An 18,960-nucleotide genomic window follows, 5' to 3' on the forward strand; every position below is an offset into this window, starting at 1 on the left:
CATGGCACACGTCTGGCGCGGAGTACTGCGCGAGTATGCGGATCGTCTGGGCGTCACGGATGCCTCGACCGTCGTCACCCTCGGCGAGGGCGGCACCCCGCTCCTGCCGGCCCCCTCGCTGTCGCGCCGCACCGGCGCCGACGTGTGGGTGAAGTTCGAGGGCATGAACCCGACCGGGTCGTTCAAGGACCGCGGCATGACCGTCGCGGTCTCGCGGGCGATCGAGCACGGCGCGAAGGCGGTCATCTGCGCCTCGACGGGCAACACGTCGGCGTCCGCGGCGGCCTACGCGGCGCATGCCGGCATCACGGCGGCCGTCCTCGTGCCCGAGGGCAAGATCGCGATGGGCAAGCTCAGCCAGGCCGTCGCGCACAACGGCCAGCTCATCCAGATCCGCGGCAACTTCGACGACTGTCTCGAGATCGCCCGCGAGCTCGCCGACAACTACCCGGTGCACCTGGTCAACTCGGTCAACCCCGACCGCATCGACGGTCAGAAGACCGCGGCGTACGAGGTCGTCGAGCAGCTCGGCGACGCCCCGGACTTCCAGTTCATCCCGGTCGGCAACGCCGGCAACTACACCGCCTACACCCGCGGGTACCGCGAGGAGGCCGACGGCGGCGTGTCGACGCGCGTGCCGCGCATGTTCGGCTTCCAGGCGGAGGGCTCGGCGCCGCTCGTGCGGGGCGAGGTCGTCAAGCACCCCGAGACGGTGGCGAGCGCGATCCGCATCGGCAACCCGGCGTCGTGGGAGCTCGCCCTCGAGGCGCGGCAGGCGACCGACGGCTACTTCGGGGCCATCGACGACACGCGCATCCTCGCCGCACAGAAGCTGCTGGCCGGCGAGGTCGGCATCTTCGTCGAGCCCGCCTCCGCGATCAGCGTCGCCGGCCTCCTCGACCGCGTCGAGGCCGGGGTCGTCACGCCCGGCTCCCGCGTCGTGCTCACGGTGACCGGTCACGGTCTGAAGGACCCGCAGTGGGCCCTGCGCAACGCCGACGGCAGCCAGGTCGAGCCCACCGTCGTCGACGCCACGACGTCGGAGGTGGCATCCGTGCTCAATCTCGCTCCCGCGGCGGCGACCGCGTGAGCGCAGCCGTCGCCCCGGCTCCGGGGCGCCGCGTGCTCGTCCGGGTGCCCGCGACGAGCGCGAACCTCGGACCGGGCTTCGACACGCTCGGCCTGGCGCTGAGCGTGTACGACGAGCTCGACGTCACCGCGCTGCCCGAGGGGCAGCTCGAGATCGAGGTCACAGGGCAGGGCGCCGCCGATGTGCCGCGCGACGCTTCCCACCTGGTGGTGCGATCGATCGCCTACGTCTACGAGGCGGTGGGGAGGCGGATGCCGGGCCTCCGGCTGCACGCGAACAACGTGATCCCGCACGGTCGCGGGCTGGGTTCGTCCGGCGCCGCCGTGGTGTCGGGCATCCTCGCGGCCAAGGGCCTGCTCGAAGGCGATATCGAGTTCGGCCCCGACGCGCTCCTGCGCATCGCCACCGAGCTCGAAGGGCACCCCGACAACGTCGCTCCCGCCCTCTTCGGCGGCCTGACGATCGCGTGGGTCGACGAGCAGGGTCCGCAGCACAAGAAGCTCCTCGTGCACCGCGGTGTCTCGCCGCTCGTGTTCGTGCCCGAGTTCACCATGTCGACCGCCGTGGCTCGCAGTCTGCAGCCGCTGCAGGTCCCGCGGGAGGACGCGGTGTTCAACGTGTCGCGATCGGCTCTGCTGATCGCCGCGCTCACGCAGAGCCCCGAGCTGCTGCAGGCGGCGACCGAGGACAAACTGCACCAGAACTACCGGGCGAGCGCCATGCCGGCCACCGACAGCCTGGTGCGCACATTGCGCGCCGAGGGGTTCGCGGCGGTGGTCTCCGGCGCCGGTCCGAGCGTCCTCGTGCTCGCCGACGGACCGGGTCGACGCCTCGAGGCCGCTGCCCTCGGAGCGTCCGCGTCCGACACCCCGTGGGACGCGCTCATGCTCGCCGTCGACTTCAAGGGTGGTACAGTGAGGGAGTACGCGGAGGGTTCCACGTAAATCGTGAATCTGGCCTCCGTTCGCATTCTGCGAAACCCGCACGGCCCCCCACATCCTGCTGACGGTCTCTGAGCGCCATCGCGGTTCTCGAGTCCGTCGAAGGTCCTTGAGTTCGTCGAAGGGTCGGGCAGACGCCTGCTGAGCAGCGAGTCTCGTGCGGACGTGCATTTCCATTCGTTTGACAAGGGAGAACTCGTGGAGTCCATCTCCGAGATCCACGCCGACGCTACGGCCGATGAGCGCGCGGAAGCGCCCGAGGCCGTCGAGAACGTCGACACCACCACCACCGAGGCCGCTGCGGCTGAGACGACCGAGGTCGCTGCCGAGCCCGAGGCTGAGGCCGAAGCGGATGCCGCGGCCGACGCTCCGGCCGAGTCCGCACCGGCAGAGGCTGAGGCTCCGGCCGAGGCGCCTGTCGCGGAGGCGCCCGCCGCCGAAGCTGAGGCGCCCGCCGCCGAAGAGCCCGCTGCCCCGCCCGTGAAGGCGCCGCGCAAGCGTGCGCCGCGCCGCGCGAAGACGGCCGACGCCGTCGCGCCCGAGCCCGCCGCCGAGGCGGCTCCGGCCCAGGCCCAGGCCGAGCCCGCAGCCGACGCCGCTGAGGCCGCGCCGGCTGAGACCCCCGCCGAGGCGCCCGCCGAGTCGCCTGCCGAGGCGCCCGCCGCCGACGCTCCCTCCGCTGAAGCGCCTGCCCAGGCGGATGCGCCGGCCGAGGCATCCGCCGACGCGAAGCCCGCCGAAGGCAGCGCCCCCGCCGCCGAGGGCGACTCTGCCGAGCAGACCGGCGAGAACAACGGCGACGAGACCCCGTCACGCAGCCGGAGCCGCAGCCGCAGCCGCAATCGCAACCGCAACGACAAGGGCGGCCAGAACGACAAGGGCCAGAACGGTCAGCAGCAGGGCGGTCAGCAGCAGAACGGCGGCAAGGACAACGCTCCCGCCGCGACGCCCGAGGCCGACGACGACCAGAACCAGGGAACCGGTCGCGGTCGCCAGCGCAACAAGCGCCGCGGTGCCGCGCAGACCGGCGACGAGTTCGAGACCGAGATCGGCGAGGACGACGTCCTGATCCCGATCGCGGGCATCCTCGACGTCCTCGACAACTACGCCTTCGTGCGCACCTCCGGCTACCTGCCCGGCACCAGCGACGTCTACGTCTCGCTCGGCCAGGTGAAGAAGTACAACCTGCGCAAGGGCGACGCCGTCGTCGGCGCCATCAAGCAGCCCCGCGAGGGCGAGCAGTCGAGCCGCCAGAAGTACAACGCGCTGGTCAAGGTCGACGCGATCAACGGCCTGTCGGTCGACGACGCGGCCACCCGTGTCGAGTTCGGCAAGCTCACGCCGCTCTACCCGCAGGAGCGCCTGCGTCTCGAGACGGCTCCCGAGAAGCTGACGCAGCGCATCATCGACCTCGTCGCTCCGATCGGCAAGGGCCAGCGCGGCCTGATCGTCGCGCCGCCCAAGGCCGGCAAGACGATCGTGCTGCAGCAGATCGCCAACGCGATCGCCACGAACAACCCCGAGGTCCACCTCATGGTCGTGCTCGTCGACGAGCGCCCCGAAGAGGTCACCGACATGCAGCGCACGGTGAAGGGCGAGGTCATCGCCTCGACCTTCGACCGTCCTGCCGAGGACCACACCACCGTCGCCGAGCTCGCCATCGAGCGCGCCAAGCGACTGGTCGAGCTGGGGCGCGACGTCGTCGTGCTCCTCGACTCGATCACCCGCCTCGGCCGCGCGTACAACATCTCGGCGCCCACCTCGGGCCGCGTGCTCACCGGTGGCGTCGACGCATCCGCGCTGTACCCCCCCAAGCGGTTCTTCGGCGCTGCGCGCAACATCGAGAACGGCGGATCGCTCACGATCCTCGCGACGGCTCTCGTCGAGACCGGCTCCAAGATGGACGAGGTCATCTTCGAGGAGTTCAAGGGCACCGGCAACAGCGAGCTGCGCCTGAACCGCCAGCTCGCCGACAAGCGGATCTTCCCCGCGGTCGACGTCAACGCGTCGAGCACCCGCCGCGAAGAGATGCTGCTGTCCACCGACGAGGTCAAGATCACCTGGAAGCTCCGCCGCGCGCTGGCCGGTCTCGAGCCCCAGCAGGCCCTCGAGGTCGTGCTCGGCAAGCTCAAGGAGACGCAGTCGAACGTCGAGTTCCTCGTGCAGATGCAGAAGTCGATCCCGGCGCCGACGACCGGTCACGGCGGACGCAGCCACGCGGACGACAACAGCATCCGCTGAGCCTCGAAGGGAACGGCGTGTTCGACTCCGTCAAGGCGCTGATCGAAGAGCACAAGGCGGTTCAGGAGGAGCTCTCCGACCCCGCCGTGCACGCCGACGCGGCACGCGCCAAGCGGGTCAACCGCCGCTACGCCGAGCTGTCTCGCATCGTGAAGGCGAACGAGGACTGGGTCGCGGCATCCGATGATCTCGAAGCGGCGCGCGAGCTCGCCCGTGAGGACGAGACGTTCGCCGAGGAGGTTCCCTCGCTCGAGGCGAAGTTCGCCGAGGCGGAGGAGCGTCTGCGGCGTCTGCTGATCCCGCGGGATCCCGACGATGCCCGTGACGTGATCATGGAGATCAAGCAGGGCGAGGGCGGCGCCGAGTCGGCGCTGTTCGCCGCCGACCTGCTGCGCATGTACCTGCAGTACGCCGCGTCGAAGGGCTGGAAGACCGAGCTCCTCGAGCGCAACGAGTCAGATCTGGGCGGCTACAAGGACGTCCAGGTCGCGATCAAGGGCTCGTCGACCGATCCCGCGCAGGGCGTGTGGGCGCACCTCAAGTACGAGGGCGGCGTACACCGGGTGCAGCGCGTGCCGGCCACCGAGTCGCAGGGGCGCATCCACACGTCGACCACGGGGGTGCTCGTCTTCCCCGAGGTGGACGAGCCCGAAGAGATCCACATCGACCCGAACGACCTGAAGATCGACGTCTTCCGCTCCTCCGGCCCGGGCGGGCAGTCGGTCAACACGACCGACTCCGCCGTGCGCATCACGCACGTGCCGACCGGGATCGTGGTGTCTATGCAGAACGAGAAGTCGCAGCTGCAGAACCGCGAGGCCGGCATGCGCGTGCTCCGGGCCCGACTGCTCGCGAGGCAGCAGGAGGAGCTCGAGGCCGCGGCATCCGATGCCCGTAGGTCTCAGATCCGCGGCATGGACAGGTCCGAGCGCATCCGCACGTACAACTTCCCCGAGAACCGCATCGCCGATCACCGCACCGGCTACAAGGCGTACAACCTCGACCAGGTCATGGACGGCGCGCTCGAGCCGATCATCGAGTCGGCGATCCAGGCCGACGAAGAGGCCCGGCTCGCCGCCCTGGGCTCCGACGCCTGACGCCCGCCCGCACGCTCCGCACGCTCCGCACGCCCCCGCACGCCCCCCGCACCCCCTCTGTCGCCGAGACTGCGTCCGTGCACCGAGACAGCGACTAGTGGCGGCGGTTTCGGTGCACCGATGCGGTCTCGCGGCGGGGTAGGGCGGTCGGGCGACGGGGTCGGGCGGTACGGTGGGCGGGGTGGGGCGGTACGGTGGGCGCGTGCTAACCCTCGTCATCCGCGCGGCGATCTTCCTCGTCTCGGCCTTCCTCGGCCTCATCGCAGCCGACCTGATCCTTCCTGGGTTCACGCTGCACTGGAACGACTGGTGGGGGATCCTCCTGGCCGTCGTCATCTTCGCCGTGCTGCAGAGCATCCTCGCTCCGTGGCTGTTCAAGATCACGCGACGCCACGCCAACGCCCTGATCGGCGGCATCGGCCTGCTCTCGACGTTCGTCGCGCTGCTCATCGCGGTGCTGATCCCGGCGGCCGGCATCGGCATCAACGGCCCCGTCGCGTGGATCATCGGCACGCTGATCGTGTGGCTCGTCACGGCGCTGGCCTCGTGGCTGCTGCCGCCGCTCTTCATCAAGCGGAAGGTCGCCGACCGCCGGGAGTGACGGGGCGCGCACGAGATCACGATACGCGCCGCCTCCGGCATCAGATGTGGTACTCGGGGTACTCCGGGGTCGTGAGGATCGAGCGCGTGTCCTCGCCGTCGCGGCGCTGACGCGGCTTCGCGGGCACGCCGACGAGCACGCTGTCGGCCGGGGCATCCTTCGTCACCACGGCGTTCGCGCCGACGACGGATCCCGCGCCGATCCTTATCGGTCCGAGGATCTTCGCGCCGGCGCCGACGGCGACGCCGTCTTCGAGCGTGGGATGCCGCTTCCCGCCCTCGCGCTGACGACCGCCGAGCGTCACCCCGTGGTACAGCATGACGTCGTCGCCGACCTCGGCGGTCTCGCCGATGACGACGCCCATCCCGTGGTCGATGAAGAAGCGGCGGCCGATCTGGGCGCCGGGGTGGATCTCGATGCCGGTGAGCCAGCGCGTGATCTGCGACCCCGCGCGGGCCACGAAGCGCACCCGGCGCCGCCACAGCGCGTGCCACACACGGTGGGCCCAGATCGCGTGGAGACCGGGGTAGAGGAGCGCGATCTCGACGCCCGACCGCGCAGCGGGGTCACGCAGCCGGGCAGCGGTGACGTCTTCGCGGATGCGCGCGAAGAACCCGTCGCCGCGGCTCACGAGGCGCTCTTCTCGGGCTCGCGCAGGTGCTCGTACAACGCGGTAGACAGATAGCGCTCGCCCGAGTCGGGGATGATCACCACGATGCGCTTGCCCGCCGCCTCCGGACGCGCGGCGATCTCGAGCGCAGCCCACACTGCCGCACCCGCCGACATGCCGCCGAGGATGCCCTCCCGGACGGCCAGGTCGCGCGCGACGCGGATCGCGTCGTCGAACTCCACGTCGAAGATCTCGTCGATGACGGAGCGGTCGAGCACATCGGGGACGAAGTTCGGCCCGATGCCCTGGATGCGGTGACCGCCGGCGCGGCCCTCCGACAGCATGGGGGAGTCCTTCGGCTCGACCACCACGATCTTCACGTCGGGGTTGCGCTGCTTGAGCACCTGGCCCACGCCGGTGATCGTGCCGCCCGTGCCCGAGCCGGCGACGAAGTAGTCGACGACGCCCTCGGTGTCGCGCCAGATCTCCTCGGCCGTCGTGCGCCGGTGGATCTCGGCGTTCGCCTCGTGCTCGAACTGCCGCGCCAGCACGGCGCCGGGCGTCTCGGCGACGATGCGCTCGGCCGCCTGGACCGCCTCGGTCATGCCCTTGTACGGGTCGGTGAGCACGAGCTCGGCGCCGTACGCCTTCAGGAGCGTGCGCCGCTCCTTCGACATCGACGCGGGCATGGTCAGGACCACCTTGTAGCCGCGAGCGGCGCCGATCAGCGCCAGCGAGATGCCGGTGTTGCCACTGGTCGACTCGACGATCGTGCCGCCCGGCTTCAGCTCGCCCGCGGCCTCGGCGGCATTGACGAGCGCGTAGCCGAGTCGGTCCTTGACACTCGAGCCCGGGTTGTAGAACTCGAGCTTGGCGAGCACCTCACCCGGAAGACCTTCGGTGAGGGCGTTGAGCCTCACGAGCGGGGTCTCGCCGAAAGCGGTGGTGATGTCGGAGTGGATCCCTGGCACGAGGCGCCTTTCTGGAGCGGTGTGACTCAATCCTCTCGCAGGTTCTCGAACAGCGCAGTCGACAGGTAGCGCTCGCCGAACGACGGCACGATGACGACGATGTTCTTGCCCTCGGCTTCCGGGCGCGCGGCGATCTGCAGCGCGGCCCAGATCGCGGCACCCGATGAGATGCCGACGAGGATGCCGTCCTTCGTGCCGACGGTGCGCGCAGTCTCGATCGCGTCGGCGAACTCGACGTCGATGACCTCGTCGATGACGTCCTGGTCGAGGATCTCGGGAACGAAGTTCGGGCCGATGCCCTGGATCTTGTGGGGTCCGGGGGTGCCCTTGGTCAGCAGCGGCGAGTCGGCCGGCTCCACGGCGATGACCTTCGCGCCGGGCACGCGCTCCTTGAGCACCTGGCCGACGCCGGTGATGGTGCCTCCCGTGCCGATGCCCGCGACGAAGTAGTCGACGGCGCCGTCGGTGTCGCGGAGGATCTCCTCGGCGGTCGTCTCGCGGTGGATCCGCGGGTTCGCCTCGTTCTCGAACTGGCGGGCCAGCACCGCGCCGGGGATGTCGGCCACGAGCTCCTCCGCCTTGGCGACGGCGCCCTTCATACCGCCGGCCGGGTCGGTGAGCACGAGCTCCGCGCCGTAGCCCTTGAGCAGCAGCCGGCGCTCGACCGACATCGACGAGGGCATGGCCAGCACGACGCGATAGCCGCGGGCTGCACCCACCATGGCCAGGGCGATGCCGGTGTTGCCGCTCGTCGCCTCGACGATCGTGCCGCCCGGCTGAAGCTGGCCCGACTTCTCGGCTGCGTCGACGATGGCGATGCCGAGACGGTCCTTGACGCTGGAGGCCGGGTTGTAGAACTCGAGCTTGGCGATCACGTTGCCGCCGAGGCCCTCCGCGGTGCGGTTCAGCCGCACGAGGGGAGTGTTCCCGAAGGCGGAGGTGATGTCGGAATGGATGCCGGTCATTTCGGGCCTTTCAGCGGTGGTCTGGCGGGTGGGCACAAGCCTAGGGGGATGTCCGTGCCGTGAGTCCTTCTGTGACATGGCCCTGGCCCGGGCCCGGTACCCTGCCGGGCATAGGCTGGACGGGCCCATGGCTTCACCCGACTCGCCCCTGACCGTCGCCGTTCTGCTGCGACGCGCCGCCGCGCGCCTCGCGGACGCGGGCGTGCCCGATCCCGACGTCGACGCCGAGCTCCTCGCCGCGTTCGTGCTGCAGACCGGCCGCGGGAGAGTGCAGGCGGCAGCCGTCCGCGGCGACAGCGTTCCCGCCGATACTGCGCAGCAGCTGGACACCCTGATCGAGCGCCGCGCGATGCGCGAGCCGCTGCAGCACATCACCGGCCTCGCGCCCTTCCGCCACCTCGAGCTGCGCGTCGGCCCCGGCGTCTTCGTACCGAGGCCCGAGACCGAGATGGTGGCGCAGCTGGCGATCGATGCGCTCGCGGCCGCGGCATCCCCCGCCCCCATCGCCGTCGATCTCGGAACCGGAAGCGGCGCGATCGCCCTCGCGATGGCCACCGAGGTCCCTCACGCCCGGGTGTTCGCAGCCGAGAACTCCGTCGATGCGTTCGTGTGGACCAAGGAGAACTTCGAGCGCGTCGGCGCCGACAACGCCCGGCTCGCCTTCGTCGACCTCGCTCATGCGTTCCCCGACCTCGATGGAACGGTCTCGGTCGTCGCATCGAATCCTCCGTATGTTCCGGATGCCGCGATCCCGCGCGATCCGGAGGTGCGGTTCTTCGACCCGCCCGCTGCTCTCTACGGCGGCGAGGACGGCCTCGACGTCGTCCGGGTCCTGAGCGGCGTGGGGCTGCGGCTGGCGCATTCCGGCGGCACGATCGTCATCGAGCACGGCGAGTGGCAGGGAGAGGCGATCCGCGGGATCCTCGCAGAGGACGGCTGGCGCGCGGCATCCACTCATCCCGATCTCACTATGCGGGACCGCGCCACCACCGCGATCCGCCCCTGACGCGCCGCGGATCCCCAGACGCCCCCGATTAGACTGTGCGCGACATGTCCCCCATCTTCGATTGCCGCGATGAGGCGCAGCTCCTCTCCGGCATGCGTCAGGCGCGCCAGGCCATCGGCCGCGGCGAACTGGTCGTCCTCCCCACCGACACCGTGTACGGCGTGGGCGCCGATGCGTTCAGCGCGAACGCGGTGCAGCGACTGCTCAGCGCCAAGGGACGCACCCGGCAGATGCCCCCGCCCGTCCTGGTCGCCGGGATCGCGACGCTGCGCGCGCTCGTCGCGGAGGTGCCCGAGCCCATCGAGCGACTCGTCGAGGAGTTCTGGCCGGGCGGTCTGACCATCGTCCTGCCGGCTCAGCCGTCGCTCTCGTGGGACCTCGGCGAGACGCGCGGAACGGTCGCGGTGCGCATGCCCGCGCACCGCATCGCGCTCGAGCTCCTCGAGGAGACCGGCCCGCTGGCGGTCTCGAGCGCGAATCGGACCGGAAAGGCGGCGGCCATCACCGCCGAAGACGCGGAGGGGATGCTGGGCGACAGCGTCGCCGTGTACCTCGACGACGGTCCGTCCGCGACCGGGATCTCGTCCACGATCATCGACGCGACGAGCCTGGTCGGCGAGGCGGAGCCGCTCGTGCGGGTGCTCCGCGAGGGCGCGGTCAGCCGTGAGCAGCTGCGCTCGGTGCTGGGCGACCTGCTCGAGCCCGATCCCGACCGCGACGAGCCGGACGGCCCGTGAAGCAGTACGTCTTCATCATCCTCTTCACCGCGGCGGTCACGTTCGCGCTGTCGTGGATGGTCTGGCGACTCGGACACAAGTACAAGCTGTATCCCGGCATCCGCGAGCGCGACGTCCACAAGACGCCCACTCCCCGTCTCGGGGGGATCGCGATGTTCCTGGGCGTGGTCGCCGCGTTCCTCGTGTCGTCGCAGCATCCGTTCTTCGCGATCGTGTGGAACGAGCCCGGACAGGTGTGGGCCATCCTCGGGGCGACCTTCCTCATCGTGGTCGTGGGCGTCGCCGACGACCTGTGGGACCTCGACTGGATGATCAAGCTCGGCGCGCAGTTCCTCGCCGCCGGCATCATCACGTGGTTCGGCGATCTGCAGATCTACTCGCTGCCGATCGGCGGGCAGGCCGTCGGCTCGAGCTGGGTGAGCTTCACCCTCACGGTGTTCTCGATCGTCGTCGTCATGAACGCCGTCAACTTCATCGACGGCCTCGACGGACTCGTCGCCGGCGTGTGCCTGATCGCGAACGGCGTGTTCTTCGCGTACTCCTACATGCTCGTGCGCGACACCGGCCAGAGCAGCTACTTCAACCTGGCCTCGTTCATCGCCGCCGTGCTGATCGGCGTGTGCATCGGCTTCCTGCCGCTGAACTGGCGGCCCGCGAAGCTCTTCATGGGCGACTCCGGAGCGCTCATGCTGGGGCTGCTCATGGCCTGCTCGGCCATCGCCGTCACGGGCAGCATCACCCCGGCCATGGTGGGCGACAACGACGAGTTCGGCCGCTCGCAGCTGCTCGGTGCGTTCATCCCCATCCTGCTGCCCGTCGTGATCGTGCTGCTGCCGCTGCTCGACTTCGGGCTCGCCGTCGTCCGGCGCATGAGCAGGGGCAAGTCGCCCTTCTCACCCGACCGCAAGCACCTGCACCACCGCATGCTCGACATGGGGCACTCCGACCTCGGCGCCGTGCTCATCTTCTACGCCTGGACCGCGATCGTGAGCCTCTCGGTCCTGCTCATGTACATCGGCACGTCCGAGGGATGGCCGGGGGACTACCTCCTGGGCCTCGCCTTCGGACTCGTCGGGGTCGTCGCGTGCCTCGTGCTGACCCTGCTGCCCTCGCGCCGGCGCGTGCCGGCTCCCGAATCCGTCCTGGAGGACGCCGTATGACCACCCCCAGCCCCCTCTCGAGCACACCCATTCTGCGCACCGTCCTGATCTGGGGCGGCATCGTCACCGGCGGGCTCGCCATCGTCGGCGGGCTCATCGGCTTCCTCGTCGCGGGCACGACCGGGCTGTGGAGCGCGCTCGTCGGAGTTCTCGTCGCGGCGGCCTTCCTCGGGATCACCGTCGCCAGCATCCTCATCGCGAACCGCTGGTACGGCGATGCGCTCTACGTGCCGCTCTTCTTCGGCATCGTGCTGGGCGGCTGGATCCTCAAGTTCATCGTGTTCATCGTGCTGCTCCTGGTGCTGCGCGGTCAGCCGTGGATCGATCCGATGGTCTTCTTCCTGGCGGTGGTCGTGAGCGTTCTCGCCTCGCTCGCCGTCGACGTCGTGGTGCTGCTCCGCATGCGCGTGCCTCACGTCAGCGATGTCACGCTGCCGACCGATCCGGACGCGGGCGACCGACGCGATGCCGCACCGGACGCGGAGCGCGGGGGTCCGGCGGCGGATTCAGGCACCCCGCAAGTTTGATAGGCTCTTCCTGCGCCCGCCCGCTCGCCCAGCGAGCATTTGCGGAGTGACGCTCACCGACCATCGTCGCAACGGTTCTCGACCGGTGCCCCGAAGCTGGAGCCAGCGCTGTTTACTCATGCTGCGACCCTGATCGCCCCCTTTGCCGCGGACGCTCCGCCGGAGTTCCACGGACCTTCGATTGAAGAGTTCTTCCCGGAGATCCTCTTCAGCCTGGCTGGGGTTCCGATCCACCGGATCCACCTGATCCAGTTCCTCGCGACGATCGCCGTCGTGCTGATCTTCTGGCTCGGCACGCGCCGCATGCGTGTCGTGCCCGGCCGGTTCCAGAGCGTGGTCGAGATGGGCCTGGACTTCGTCCGGGTCAACATCGGCGAAGACCTGCTCGGCAAGAAGGACGCCCAGCGCTTCCTTCCCATCCTCACGACGATGTTCTTCATGATCCTGTTCATGAACCTCACGGGCATCATCCCGTTCCTGAACATTGCCGGAACGAGCATCATCGCCGTGCCGTTGACGCTCGCGATCGTGAGCTACGTCACCTTCATCTACGCCGGCATCAAGAAGAGCCCGAAGAACTTCTTCAAGAACTCGCTCTTCCCGTCGGGCGTGCCGTGGCCGATCTACATCATCGTGACGCCGATCGAGCTGATCTCGACCTTCATCATCCGGCCCGTCACGCTCACGCTCCGACTCCTCATGAACATGATGGTCGGCCACCTCCTGCTGGTGCTCTTCTTCGCAGCCACGCAGTTCTTCATCCTCGACATGGGCGGCTGGTGGTCGATCCTCGGCGCCGGCAGCCTCGCGTTCGGCTTCATCTTCACGCTGTTCGAGATCCTGGTGGCCGTGCTCCAGGCCTACGTCTTCGCCCTTCTCACCGCGGTCTACATCCAGCTCGCGGTCGCCGAAGAGCACTGATACGGGACGGCCGGAAGGCCGCCCACAACCGAAAGGAAACACCCCCGTGGACGCAACTACGGTTCTCGCCGCTGTGAACGTCGATGTCACCGGTTCGCTGGCAACGATCGGTTACGGCCTCGCGGCCATCGGTCCGGCCATCGGCGTGGGCATCGTCGTCGGCAAGACGATCGAGGGCGTGGCTCGCCAGCCCGAGCTCGCCGGCCGCCTGCAGGTGCTGATGTGGATCGGTATCGCCTTCACCGAGGCGCTCGCCTTCATCGGCATCGCCACCGGCTTCATCTTCGGCTTCTGATCGCCAACTCACGACCTAAGGAGACAGGATGCTGAACGCTCTTGTCGCGTACGCCGCGGAAGAGGGTGCTGCGCCCAACCCGCTCATCCCCGCGTGGTACGACATCATCTGGTCGTCGGTGTGCTTCGTCATCATCCTCGTCGTCTTCTGGAAGGTCGCCCTTCCGCGGATGAAGAAGCTGCTCGACGAGCGCTCGGCGGCGATCGAAGGCAACATCGCGAAGGCCGACGAGGCCCAGCGCAAGGCCGAGGCGGCACTCGAGGAGTACACCGCCCAGCTGGCCGACGCACGCAAGGAAGCCGGTGAGATCCGCGACGCCGCCCGTGAGGACGGCAAGAAGATCGTCGCCGAGGCGAAGGACTCCGCCGCTGCGGAGGCCGCGCGCCTGACCGCGACCGCGCACTCACAGATCGAGGCGGAGCGCCAGACCGCGCTCGTCTCGCTGCGCAGCGAGGTGGGCACGCTCGCCCTCGACCTCGCCGGCGGCGTGATCGGCGAGACGCTGTCCGACGATGCGAAGGCTCAGGCCGTCGTCGACCGCTTCCTGGCCGAGCTCGAGGCATCCGAGGCAGAGAAGGCGTCGAAGTAATGGGCAGCGCGACCACTCAGGCACTGGCGGCGACGACGAAGGCGCTCGACGCCGCGTCGGGCGTCGACCTCGACGTGGCCGGCGAGCTCTTCGCCGCGGCGCGCGCCGTGGGCGACTCGTCGCAGCTGAGCGGCGCGCTCGCCGACTCCTCAGCGCCCGTCGCAGCGCGACGGCAGGTCGTCACCGCCGTGTTCGGCGGCTCGGTCTCGGCAACGACGGCGTCGCTGCTGACGACCGCCGTCGAGCAGCGCTGGTCGTCCGCGTCCGACCTCGTCGACGCCGTCGAGGAGCTGGCCATCCGCGCCGCGGCGCGGGCCGAGCCCTCGACCGACGTCGCGGACGAGCTGTTCCGGTTCTCCCGCACGGTGGCAGAGAACTCCGAGCTCGAGCTCGCCCTGGGCAGCCGACTCGGGGATGCCTCGGCCAAGGGCGCGCTCGTCGACACCCTCCTCGCGGGGCGCGCGAGCAGGGCGACGTCGCTGATCGCGGCATCCCTCGTCCAGCAGCCGCGCGAGCGCCGCGTCCGTCAGGTGCTCTCGCGGGCCACCCGGATCGTCGCCGACCAGCGCGGCCGCAAGGTCGCCACGGTCTTCGCCGCGTCGCCCCTGAATGCCGCGCAGGCCGACCGGCTCGCCGGCGTGCTGTCGCAGCGGTACGGCACCCAGGTGTCGATCAACACCGTGGTCGACCCGACCGTGGTGGGCGGGCTGCGCGTGCAGGTCGCCGACGACGTGATCGACGCGAGCGTGTCGGCTCGGCTGGCGGACCTCCGCCAGAGGCTGGCCGGCTAGCACAGACTTCCCGCCGCTGGCGGAGATTTCGGGGGCACGGCCCCCACACACAGAACTTGGAACAAAGGGAAGACCATGGCAGAACTGTCAATCAGCCCCGACGTCATCCGTGACGCGCTGAAGGATTTCGTCGCCGCCTACGAGCCCACCGGGGCAGCGGCGACCGAGGTCGGCACCGTCATCGACGCCGCCGACGGCATCGCCCACGTCGAGGGACTCCCCGGCGTGATGGCGAACGAGCTTGTGACGTTCGAGGACGGCACGCTCGGCCTCGCTCAGAACCTCGACGAGCACGAGATCGGCGTCGTCGTCCTGGGTGAGTTCTCGGGCATCGAGGCCGGAAACTCCGTCACGCGCACCGGCGAGGTCCTCTCGGTCCCCGTCGGCGAGGGCTACCTCGGCCGCGTGGTCGACCCGCTCGGCAACCCGATCGACGGCCTGGGTGAGATCGCGAACATCGAGGGTCGCCGCGCACTCGAGCTGCAGGCGCCCGGCGTCATGCAGCGCAAGTCGGTGCACGAGCCGCTCCAGACCGGCATCAAGGCCATCGACGCGATGATCCCGGTCGGCCGCGGTCAGCGCCAGCTGATCATCGGCGACCGCCAGACCGGCAAGACGGCCATCGCGATCGACACGATCATCAACCAGAAGGCCAACTGGGACTCGGGCGACGTCAACAAGCAGGTCCGCTGCATCTACGTCGCCATCGGCCAGAAGGGCTCCACGATCGCCGCCGTCAAGGGCGCGCTCGAGGATGCCGGTGCGATGGAGTACACGACCATCGTCGCGGCCCCCGCCTCCGACCCGGCCGGCTTCAAGTACCTGGCCCCGTACACCGGCTCGGCCATCGGCCAGCACTGGATGTACGACGGCAAGCACGTCCTCATCATCTTCGACGACCTGACGAAGCAGGCCGAGGCCTACCGCGCCGTGTCGCTGCTCCTCCGCCGCCCGCCGGGCCGCGAGGCGTACCCCGGTGACGTCTTCTACCTGCACTCGCGTCTGCTCGAGCGCTGCGCGAAGCTCTCCGACGAGCTGGGCGCGGGCTCGATGACCGGTCTCCCGATCATCGAGACGAAGGCCAACGACGTGTCGGCCTACATCCCGACCAACGTGATCTCGATCACCGACGGCCAGATCTTCCTGCAGTCCGACCTCTTCAACGCCAACCAGCGTCCCGCGGTGGACGTCGGAATCTCGGTCTCGCGAGTCGGCGGTGACGCACAGGTCAAGTCGATCAAGAAGGTCTCCGGCACGCTCAAGCTCGAGCTGGCCCAGTACCGCTCGCTCGAGGCGTTCGCGATGTTCGCGAGCGACCTGGATGCCGCGTCCCGCCGCCAGCTGGCCCGTGGCGCGCGTCTGACCGAGCTGCTCAAGCAGCCGCAGTACTCGCCCTACCCGGTGGAGGAGCAGGTCGTCTCGATCTGGGCCGGCACCAACGGCAAGCTCGACTCGGTCGAGGTCGAGGACGTGCTGGCGTTCGAGCGCGAGCTGCTGGACTACCTGCGTCGCAACACGACGATCCTCGACACCCTCCGCGACACCAACGTCCTCGATGACGACACCGTCGCAGAGCTGACCAAGAAGACCGACGAGTTCATCCTCGAGTTCCAGGCCGGCAAGGGCCAGACGATCTCCAAGCCGGGCCACGAAGAGGTCGCGGCGGCCGAGGCCGAAGACGTGAACCAGGAGAAGATCGTCAAGGGCCGCCGCTAAGGCGACACCGGACAAAGACAATGGGCGCACAACTCCGGGTCTACAAGCAGAAGATCAGCACTGCTCAGACGACCAAGAAGATCACGAAGGCGATGGAGCTCATCGCGGCTTCGCGCATCCAGAAGGCGATGGCGCGTGTGCGCGCGTCGTCGCCCTTCGCGCGCGCCGTGACGCGAGCCGTCTCCGCCGTGTCGACGCACTCGAACGTCGAGCATCCGCTCACGCAGGAGCGCGAGGTCATCCGCCGCTCGGCGGTCGTGATCTTCGCCTCCGACCGCGGCCTCGCCGGCGCGTTCAACTCGCAGATCCTCCGTGAGGGTCTCGAGCTGGCCGAGCTGCTGCGGCAGCAGGGCAAGGAGCCGGTGTTCTACCTGATCGGCCGCAAGGCCGTCGGCTACTTCCAGTTCCGTCGCATGGAGGCGGCTGCGGAGTGGACGGGCGACACCGACACCCCGCACTTCACCACGGCCGAGGAGATCGCGGCGACTCTGCTCGACGCGTACGACCGCGGCGGCGATGACGGCGGCGTCGACGAGATCAACCTCGTCTACAACCGCTTCGTCAGCATGATGACGCAGACGCCCGAGACGGTGCGCCTGCTTCCGCTGGAGGTCGTCGAGGCCGAGGAATCGGCATCCGCTCAGGTGTACCCGCTCTACGAGTTCGAGCCGGACGCCGAGACGGTGCTCGACGCACTCCTGCCGGTGTACATCCAGAGCCGCGTCTTCAACGCCCTCCTGCAGTCGTCGGCCGCGAAGCACGCCGCCACGCAGAAGGCGATGAAGTCGGCCAGCGACAACGCCGACAAGCTCATCACCGACTACACCCGCCTGCGCAACAACGCACGCCAGGCCGAGATCACGCAGCAGATCGCCGAGATCGTCGGCGGCGCCGACGCCCTGGCGTCGGGCAAATAGACCACACGAAAGAGAAGAAGCCATGAGCCTCACCGCAGAGAAGTCCGAGACCGCGGTCGTCGGCCGCGTCGCGCGGGTCACCGGCCCCGTCGTCGACATCGAGTTCCCGCACGACTCGATCCCCGACATCTACAACGCTCTCAAGACCACCATCGTGATCGAGGGCGAGTCGAACGAGATCACCCTCGAGGTCGCCCAGCACCTCGGCGATGACCTGGTCCGCGCCATCGCGCTCAAGCCCACCGACGGCGTCGTCCGCGGCCAGGAGGTGCGCGACACCGGCGAGCAGATCACCGTGCCCGTCGGCGACGTCACCAAGGGCAAGGTCTTCAACGTGACCGGCGAGGTCCTCAACGCCGAGCCCGGCGAGACCATCGAGATCACCGAGCGCTGGCCGATCCACCGCAAGGCGCCGAACTTCGACCAGCTCGAGTCGAAGACCCAGATGTTCGAGACCGGCATCAAGGTCATCGACCTGCTCACGCCTTACGTGCTGGGTGGAAAGATCGGCCTCTTCGGCGGCGCCGGCGTCGGCAAGACGGTCCTCATCCAGGAGATGATCCAGCGCGTCGCGCAGGACCACGGTGGTGTGTCGGTGTTCGCCGGTGTCGGCGAGCGCACCCGTGAGGGCAACGACCTCATCCACGAGATGGAGGAGGCGGGCGTCTTCGACAAGACGGCGCTCGTGTTCGGCCAGATGGACGAGCCGCCGGGCACGCGTCTGCGCGTGGCCCTCTCGGCGCTGACGATGGCGGAGTACTTCCGCGATGTCCAGAAGCAGGACGTGCTCCTCTTCATCGACAACATCTTCCGCTTCACGCAGGCCGGCTCCGAGGTCTCGACGCTGCTCGGCCGCATGCCGTCCGCGGTGGGCTACCAGCCCAACCTGGCCGACGAGATGGGTGTGCTCCAGGAGCGCATCACCTCGACGCGCGGTCACTCGATCACGTCGCTCCAGGCGATCTACGTCCCCGCCGACGACTACACCGACCCGGCTCCGGCGACGACGTTCGCTCACCTCGACGCGACGACCGAACTCTCCCGTGAGATCGCGTCGAAGGGCCTGTACCCGGCCGTCGACCCGCTGACGTCGACGAGCCGCATCCTCGACCCGCGCTACATCGGCGACGACCACTACCGCGTGGCCACCGCCGTCAAGCAGATCCTCCAGAAGAACAAGGAGCTGCAGGAGATCATCGCCATCCTCGGTGTCGACGAGCTCTCCGAGGAAGACAAGATCGTCGTGTCGCGCGCACGCCGCATCCAGCAGTTCCTCTCGCAGAACACCTACATGGCGAAGAAGTTCACCGGCGTCGAGGGCTCCACGGTCCCGATCAAGGAGACCATCGAGTCGTTCGACGCGATCGTGAAGGGCGACTTCGACCACGTGGCCGAGCAGGCGTTCTTCAACGTCGGCGGCATCTCCGACGTCGAGGAGAACTGGGCGCGCATCCAGAAGGAGAACGGCTGATCATGCCTGTGCTGAGCGACCGAAGGGAGTCGAAGTGCCGCTCAACGTGAGTCTCGTCTCCGCCGACGCGGAGGTCTGGTCGGGAGAGGCATCGCTCGTCGTCGCCAAGACCGTCGAGGGCGAGATCGGCTTCATGTCGGGCCACGAGCCGGTGCTGGCGATCCTTGCCGAGGGCCAGGTGCGCATCACCCAGACCTCGGGCACCAAGATCGTCGCCAACGCGCAGGACGGCTTCCTCTCCATGGAGGGCGACAACCTGACGATCGTCGCCGGCAACGCGGCGCTCATCTCCTGACGACCCCTCAGACCGAAAC

The 18,960-nt window shown here is 69.1% G+C and carries 20 protein-coding genes; 17 read left to right on the forward strand and 3 right to left on the reverse strand.

What is annotated here, in order from left to right; translation table 11 throughout:
* Position 1: 1 nt before the first annotated feature.
* The 5 genes from thrC (at position 2) to JX005_RS02885 (ending at position 5,970) form a co-directional block, all read left to right on the forward strand.
* Complete coding sequence (gene thrC, locus JX005_RS02865) at positions 2-1,090, forward strand: threonine synthase (protein ID WP_214465876.1); 1,089 nt, start codon at positions 2-4, stop codon at positions 1,088-1,090.
* Positions 1,087-2,034, forward strand: a complete 948-nt coding sequence (gene thrB / locus JX005_RS02870) for a homoserine kinase (RefSeq protein WP_214465877.1) — start codon at positions 1,087-1,089, stop codon at positions 2,032-2,034. The genes thrC and thrB overlap by 4 nt, the downstream gene beginning before the upstream one ends.
* A 195-nt stretch (positions 2,035-2,229) precedes the next feature.
* Entirely contained in the window at positions 2,230-4,272 is a 2,043-nt protein-coding gene (rho, locus tag JX005_RS02875) for a transcription termination factor Rho (RefSeq protein ID WP_214465878.1), read from the forward strand.
* A 17-nt stretch (positions 4,273-4,289) separates the two neighbouring features.
* Complete coding sequence (prfA, locus tag JX005_RS02880) at positions 4,290-5,369, forward strand: peptide chain release factor 1 (protein ID WP_214465879.1); 1,080 nt, start codon at positions 4,290-4,292, stop codon at positions 5,367-5,369.
* A 202-nt stretch (positions 5,370-5,571) separates the two neighbouring features.
* The gene (locus JX005_RS02885; protein WP_214465880.1) at positions 5,572-5,970 is read left to right on the forward strand and encodes a phage holin family protein; all 399 of its coding nucleotides are present in this window, start codon (positions 5,572-5,574) and stop codon (positions 5,968-5,970) included.
* 40 nt (positions 5,971-6,010) lie between these two features.
* Here the strand turns inward: JX005_RS02885 and epsC are convergent, their stop codons facing one another.
* The 3 genes from epsC to cysK (JX005_RS02900) are packed head-to-tail and all read right to left on the reverse strand — an operon-like array spanning position 6,011 to position 8,516.
* Positions 6,011-6,601 (reverse strand): serine O-acetyltransferase EpsC, encoded by a 591-nt coding sequence (gene epsC / locus JX005_RS02890; protein WP_214465881.1) that lies wholly within the window; start codon positions 6,599-6,601, stop codon positions 6,011-6,013.
* Positions 6,598-7,551, reverse strand: a complete 954-nt coding sequence (gene cysK / locus JX005_RS02895) for a cysteine synthase A (RefSeq protein ID WP_214465882.1) — start codon at positions 7,549-7,551, stop codon at positions 6,598-6,600. Before cysK (JX005_RS02895) ends, epsC begins: the two co-directional genes overlap by 4 nt.
* Positions 7,552-7,577: 26 nt before the next feature.
* Positions 7,578-8,516 (reverse strand): cysteine synthase A, encoded by a 939-nt coding sequence (cysK, locus tag JX005_RS02900; protein ID WP_214465883.1) that lies wholly within the window; start codon positions 8,514-8,516, stop codon positions 7,578-7,580.
* A gap of 127 nt (positions 8,517-8,643) precedes the next feature.
* On the opposite strand from cysK (JX005_RS02900), the gene prmC reads away from it, so the two are divergent.
* The 12 genes from prmC to JX005_RS02960 all read left to right on the forward strand — a co-directional run bounded on the left by prmC (position 8,644) and on the right by JX005_RS02960 (position 18,941).
* Positions 8,644-9,522 carry a peptide chain release factor N(5)-glutamine methyltransferase gene (gene prmC / locus JX005_RS02905; RefSeq protein ID WP_214465884.1) on the forward strand — a complete coding sequence of 293 codons (879 nt, stop codon included), beginning with the start codon at positions 8,644-8,646 and terminating at the stop codon, positions 9,520-9,522.
* 44 nt (positions 9,523-9,566) lie between these two features.
* Positions 9,567-10,259 (forward strand): L-threonylcarbamoyladenylate synthase, encoded by a 693-nt coding sequence (locus tag JX005_RS02910; protein WP_214465885.1) that lies wholly within the window; start codon positions 9,567-9,569, stop codon positions 10,257-10,259.
* On the forward strand, positions 10,256-11,419 hold the full coding sequence (locus tag JX005_RS02915) for an MraY family glycosyltransferase (protein ID WP_214465886.1): 1,164 nt from the start codon (positions 10,256-10,258) through the stop codon (positions 11,417-11,419). The genes JX005_RS02910 and JX005_RS02915 overlap by 4 nt, the downstream gene beginning before the upstream one ends.
* A complete protein-coding gene (locus JX005_RS02920; RefSeq protein ID WP_214465887.1) occupies positions 11,416-11,946 on the forward strand; it encodes a Cg1360 family ATP-synthase-associated protein in 531 nt (176 codons plus the stop codon). Before JX005_RS02915 ends, JX005_RS02920 begins: the two co-directional genes overlap by 4 nt.
* A gap of 129 nt (positions 11,947-12,075) precedes the next feature.
* Complete coding sequence (atpB, locus tag JX005_RS02925; RefSeq protein ID WP_246533513.1) at positions 12,076-12,867, forward strand: F0F1 ATP synthase subunit A; 792 nt, start codon at positions 12,076-12,078, stop codon at positions 12,865-12,867.
* A gap of 46 nt (positions 12,868-12,913) precedes the next feature.
* Positions 12,914-13,162, forward strand: coding sequence for an ATP synthase F0 subunit C (atpE, locus tag JX005_RS02930; protein WP_307858480.1), 249 nt, complete (start codon positions 12,914-12,916; stop codon positions 13,160-13,162).
* A 28-nt stretch (positions 13,163-13,190) separates the two neighbouring features.
* Positions 13,191-13,751, forward strand: coding sequence for a F0F1 ATP synthase subunit B (locus JX005_RS02935; RefSeq protein WP_214465888.1), 561 nt, complete (start codon positions 13,191-13,193; stop codon positions 13,749-13,751).
* A complete protein-coding gene (locus JX005_RS02940) occupies positions 13,751-14,542 on the forward strand; it encodes a F0F1 ATP synthase subunit delta (protein WP_214465889.1) in 792 nt (263 codons plus the stop codon). The genes JX005_RS02935 and JX005_RS02940 overlap by 1 nt, the downstream gene beginning before the upstream one ends.
* A 75-nt stretch (positions 14,543-14,617) precedes the next feature.
* Positions 14,618-16,258, forward strand: a complete 1,641-nt coding sequence (gene atpA / locus JX005_RS02945; protein WP_214465890.1) for a F0F1 ATP synthase subunit alpha — start codon at positions 14,618-14,620, stop codon at positions 16,256-16,258.
* Between the two features lie 20 nt (positions 16,259-16,278).
* On the forward strand, positions 16,279-17,175 hold the full coding sequence (locus JX005_RS02950) for a F0F1 ATP synthase subunit gamma (RefSeq protein ID WP_214465891.1): 897 nt from the start codon (positions 16,279-16,281) through the stop codon (positions 17,173-17,175).
* A 22-nt stretch (positions 17,176-17,197) separates the two neighbouring features.
* Positions 17,198-18,646 carry a F0F1 ATP synthase subunit beta gene (gene atpD / locus JX005_RS02955; RefSeq protein ID WP_214465892.1) on the forward strand — a complete coding sequence of 483 codons (1,449 nt, stop codon included), beginning with the start codon at positions 17,198-17,200 and terminating at the stop codon, positions 18,644-18,646.
* A 34-nt stretch (positions 18,647-18,680) separates the two neighbouring features.
* The gene (locus JX005_RS02960; RefSeq protein WP_214465893.1) at positions 18,681-18,941 is read left to right on the forward strand and encodes a F0F1 ATP synthase subunit epsilon; all 261 of its coding nucleotides are present in this window, start codon (positions 18,681-18,683) and stop codon (positions 18,939-18,941) included.
* Positions 18,942-18,960 lie beyond the last annotated feature (19 nt).

The sequence above is a fragment of the Microbacterium flavescens genome, assembly GCF_018588945.1.
GTDB lineage: Bacteria > Actinomycetota > Actinomycetes > Actinomycetales > Microbacteriaceae > Microbacterium > Microbacterium flavescens.

Excerpts from the sequence above, each read along its gene's own strand:
- thrC (WP_214465876.1), top strand. The coding sequence starts at position 2 with ATGGCACACGTCTGGCGCGGAGTACTGCGCGAGTATGCGGATCGTCTG.
- cysK (WP_214465883.1), bottom strand. The coding sequence starts at position 8,516 with ATGACCGGCATCCATTCCGACATCACCTCCGCCTTCGGGAACACTCCC.
- prmC (WP_214465884.1), top strand. The coding sequence starts at position 8,644 with ATGGCTTCACCCGACTCGCCCCTGACCGTCGCCGTTCTGCTGCGACGC.
- JX005_RS02910 (WP_214465885.1), top strand. The coding sequence starts at position 9,567 with ATGTCCCCCATCTTCGATTGCCGCGATGAGGCGCAGCTCCTCTCCGGC.
- JX005_RS02920 (WP_214465887.1), top strand. The coding sequence starts at position 11,416 with ATGACCACCCCCAGCCCCCTCTCGAGCACACCCATTCTGCGCACCGTC.
- JX005_RS02935 (WP_214465888.1), top strand. The coding sequence starts at position 13,191 with ATGCTGAACGCTCTTGTCGCGTACGCCGCGGAAGAGGGTGCTGCGCCC.
- JX005_RS02940 (WP_214465889.1), top strand. The coding sequence starts at position 13,751 with ATGGGCAGCGCGACCACTCAGGCACTGGCGGCGACGACGAAGGCGCTC.
- atpA (WP_214465890.1), top strand. The coding sequence starts at position 14,618 with ATGGCAGAACTGTCAATCAGCCCCGACGTCATCCGTGACGCGCTGAAG.
- JX005_RS02950 (WP_214465891.1), top strand. The coding sequence starts at position 16,279 with ATGGGCGCACAACTCCGGGTCTACAAGCAGAAGATCAGCACTGCTCAG.
- atpD (WP_214465892.1), top strand. The coding sequence starts at position 17,198 with ATGAGCCTCACCGCAGAGAAGTCCGAGACCGCGGTCGTCGGCCGCGTC.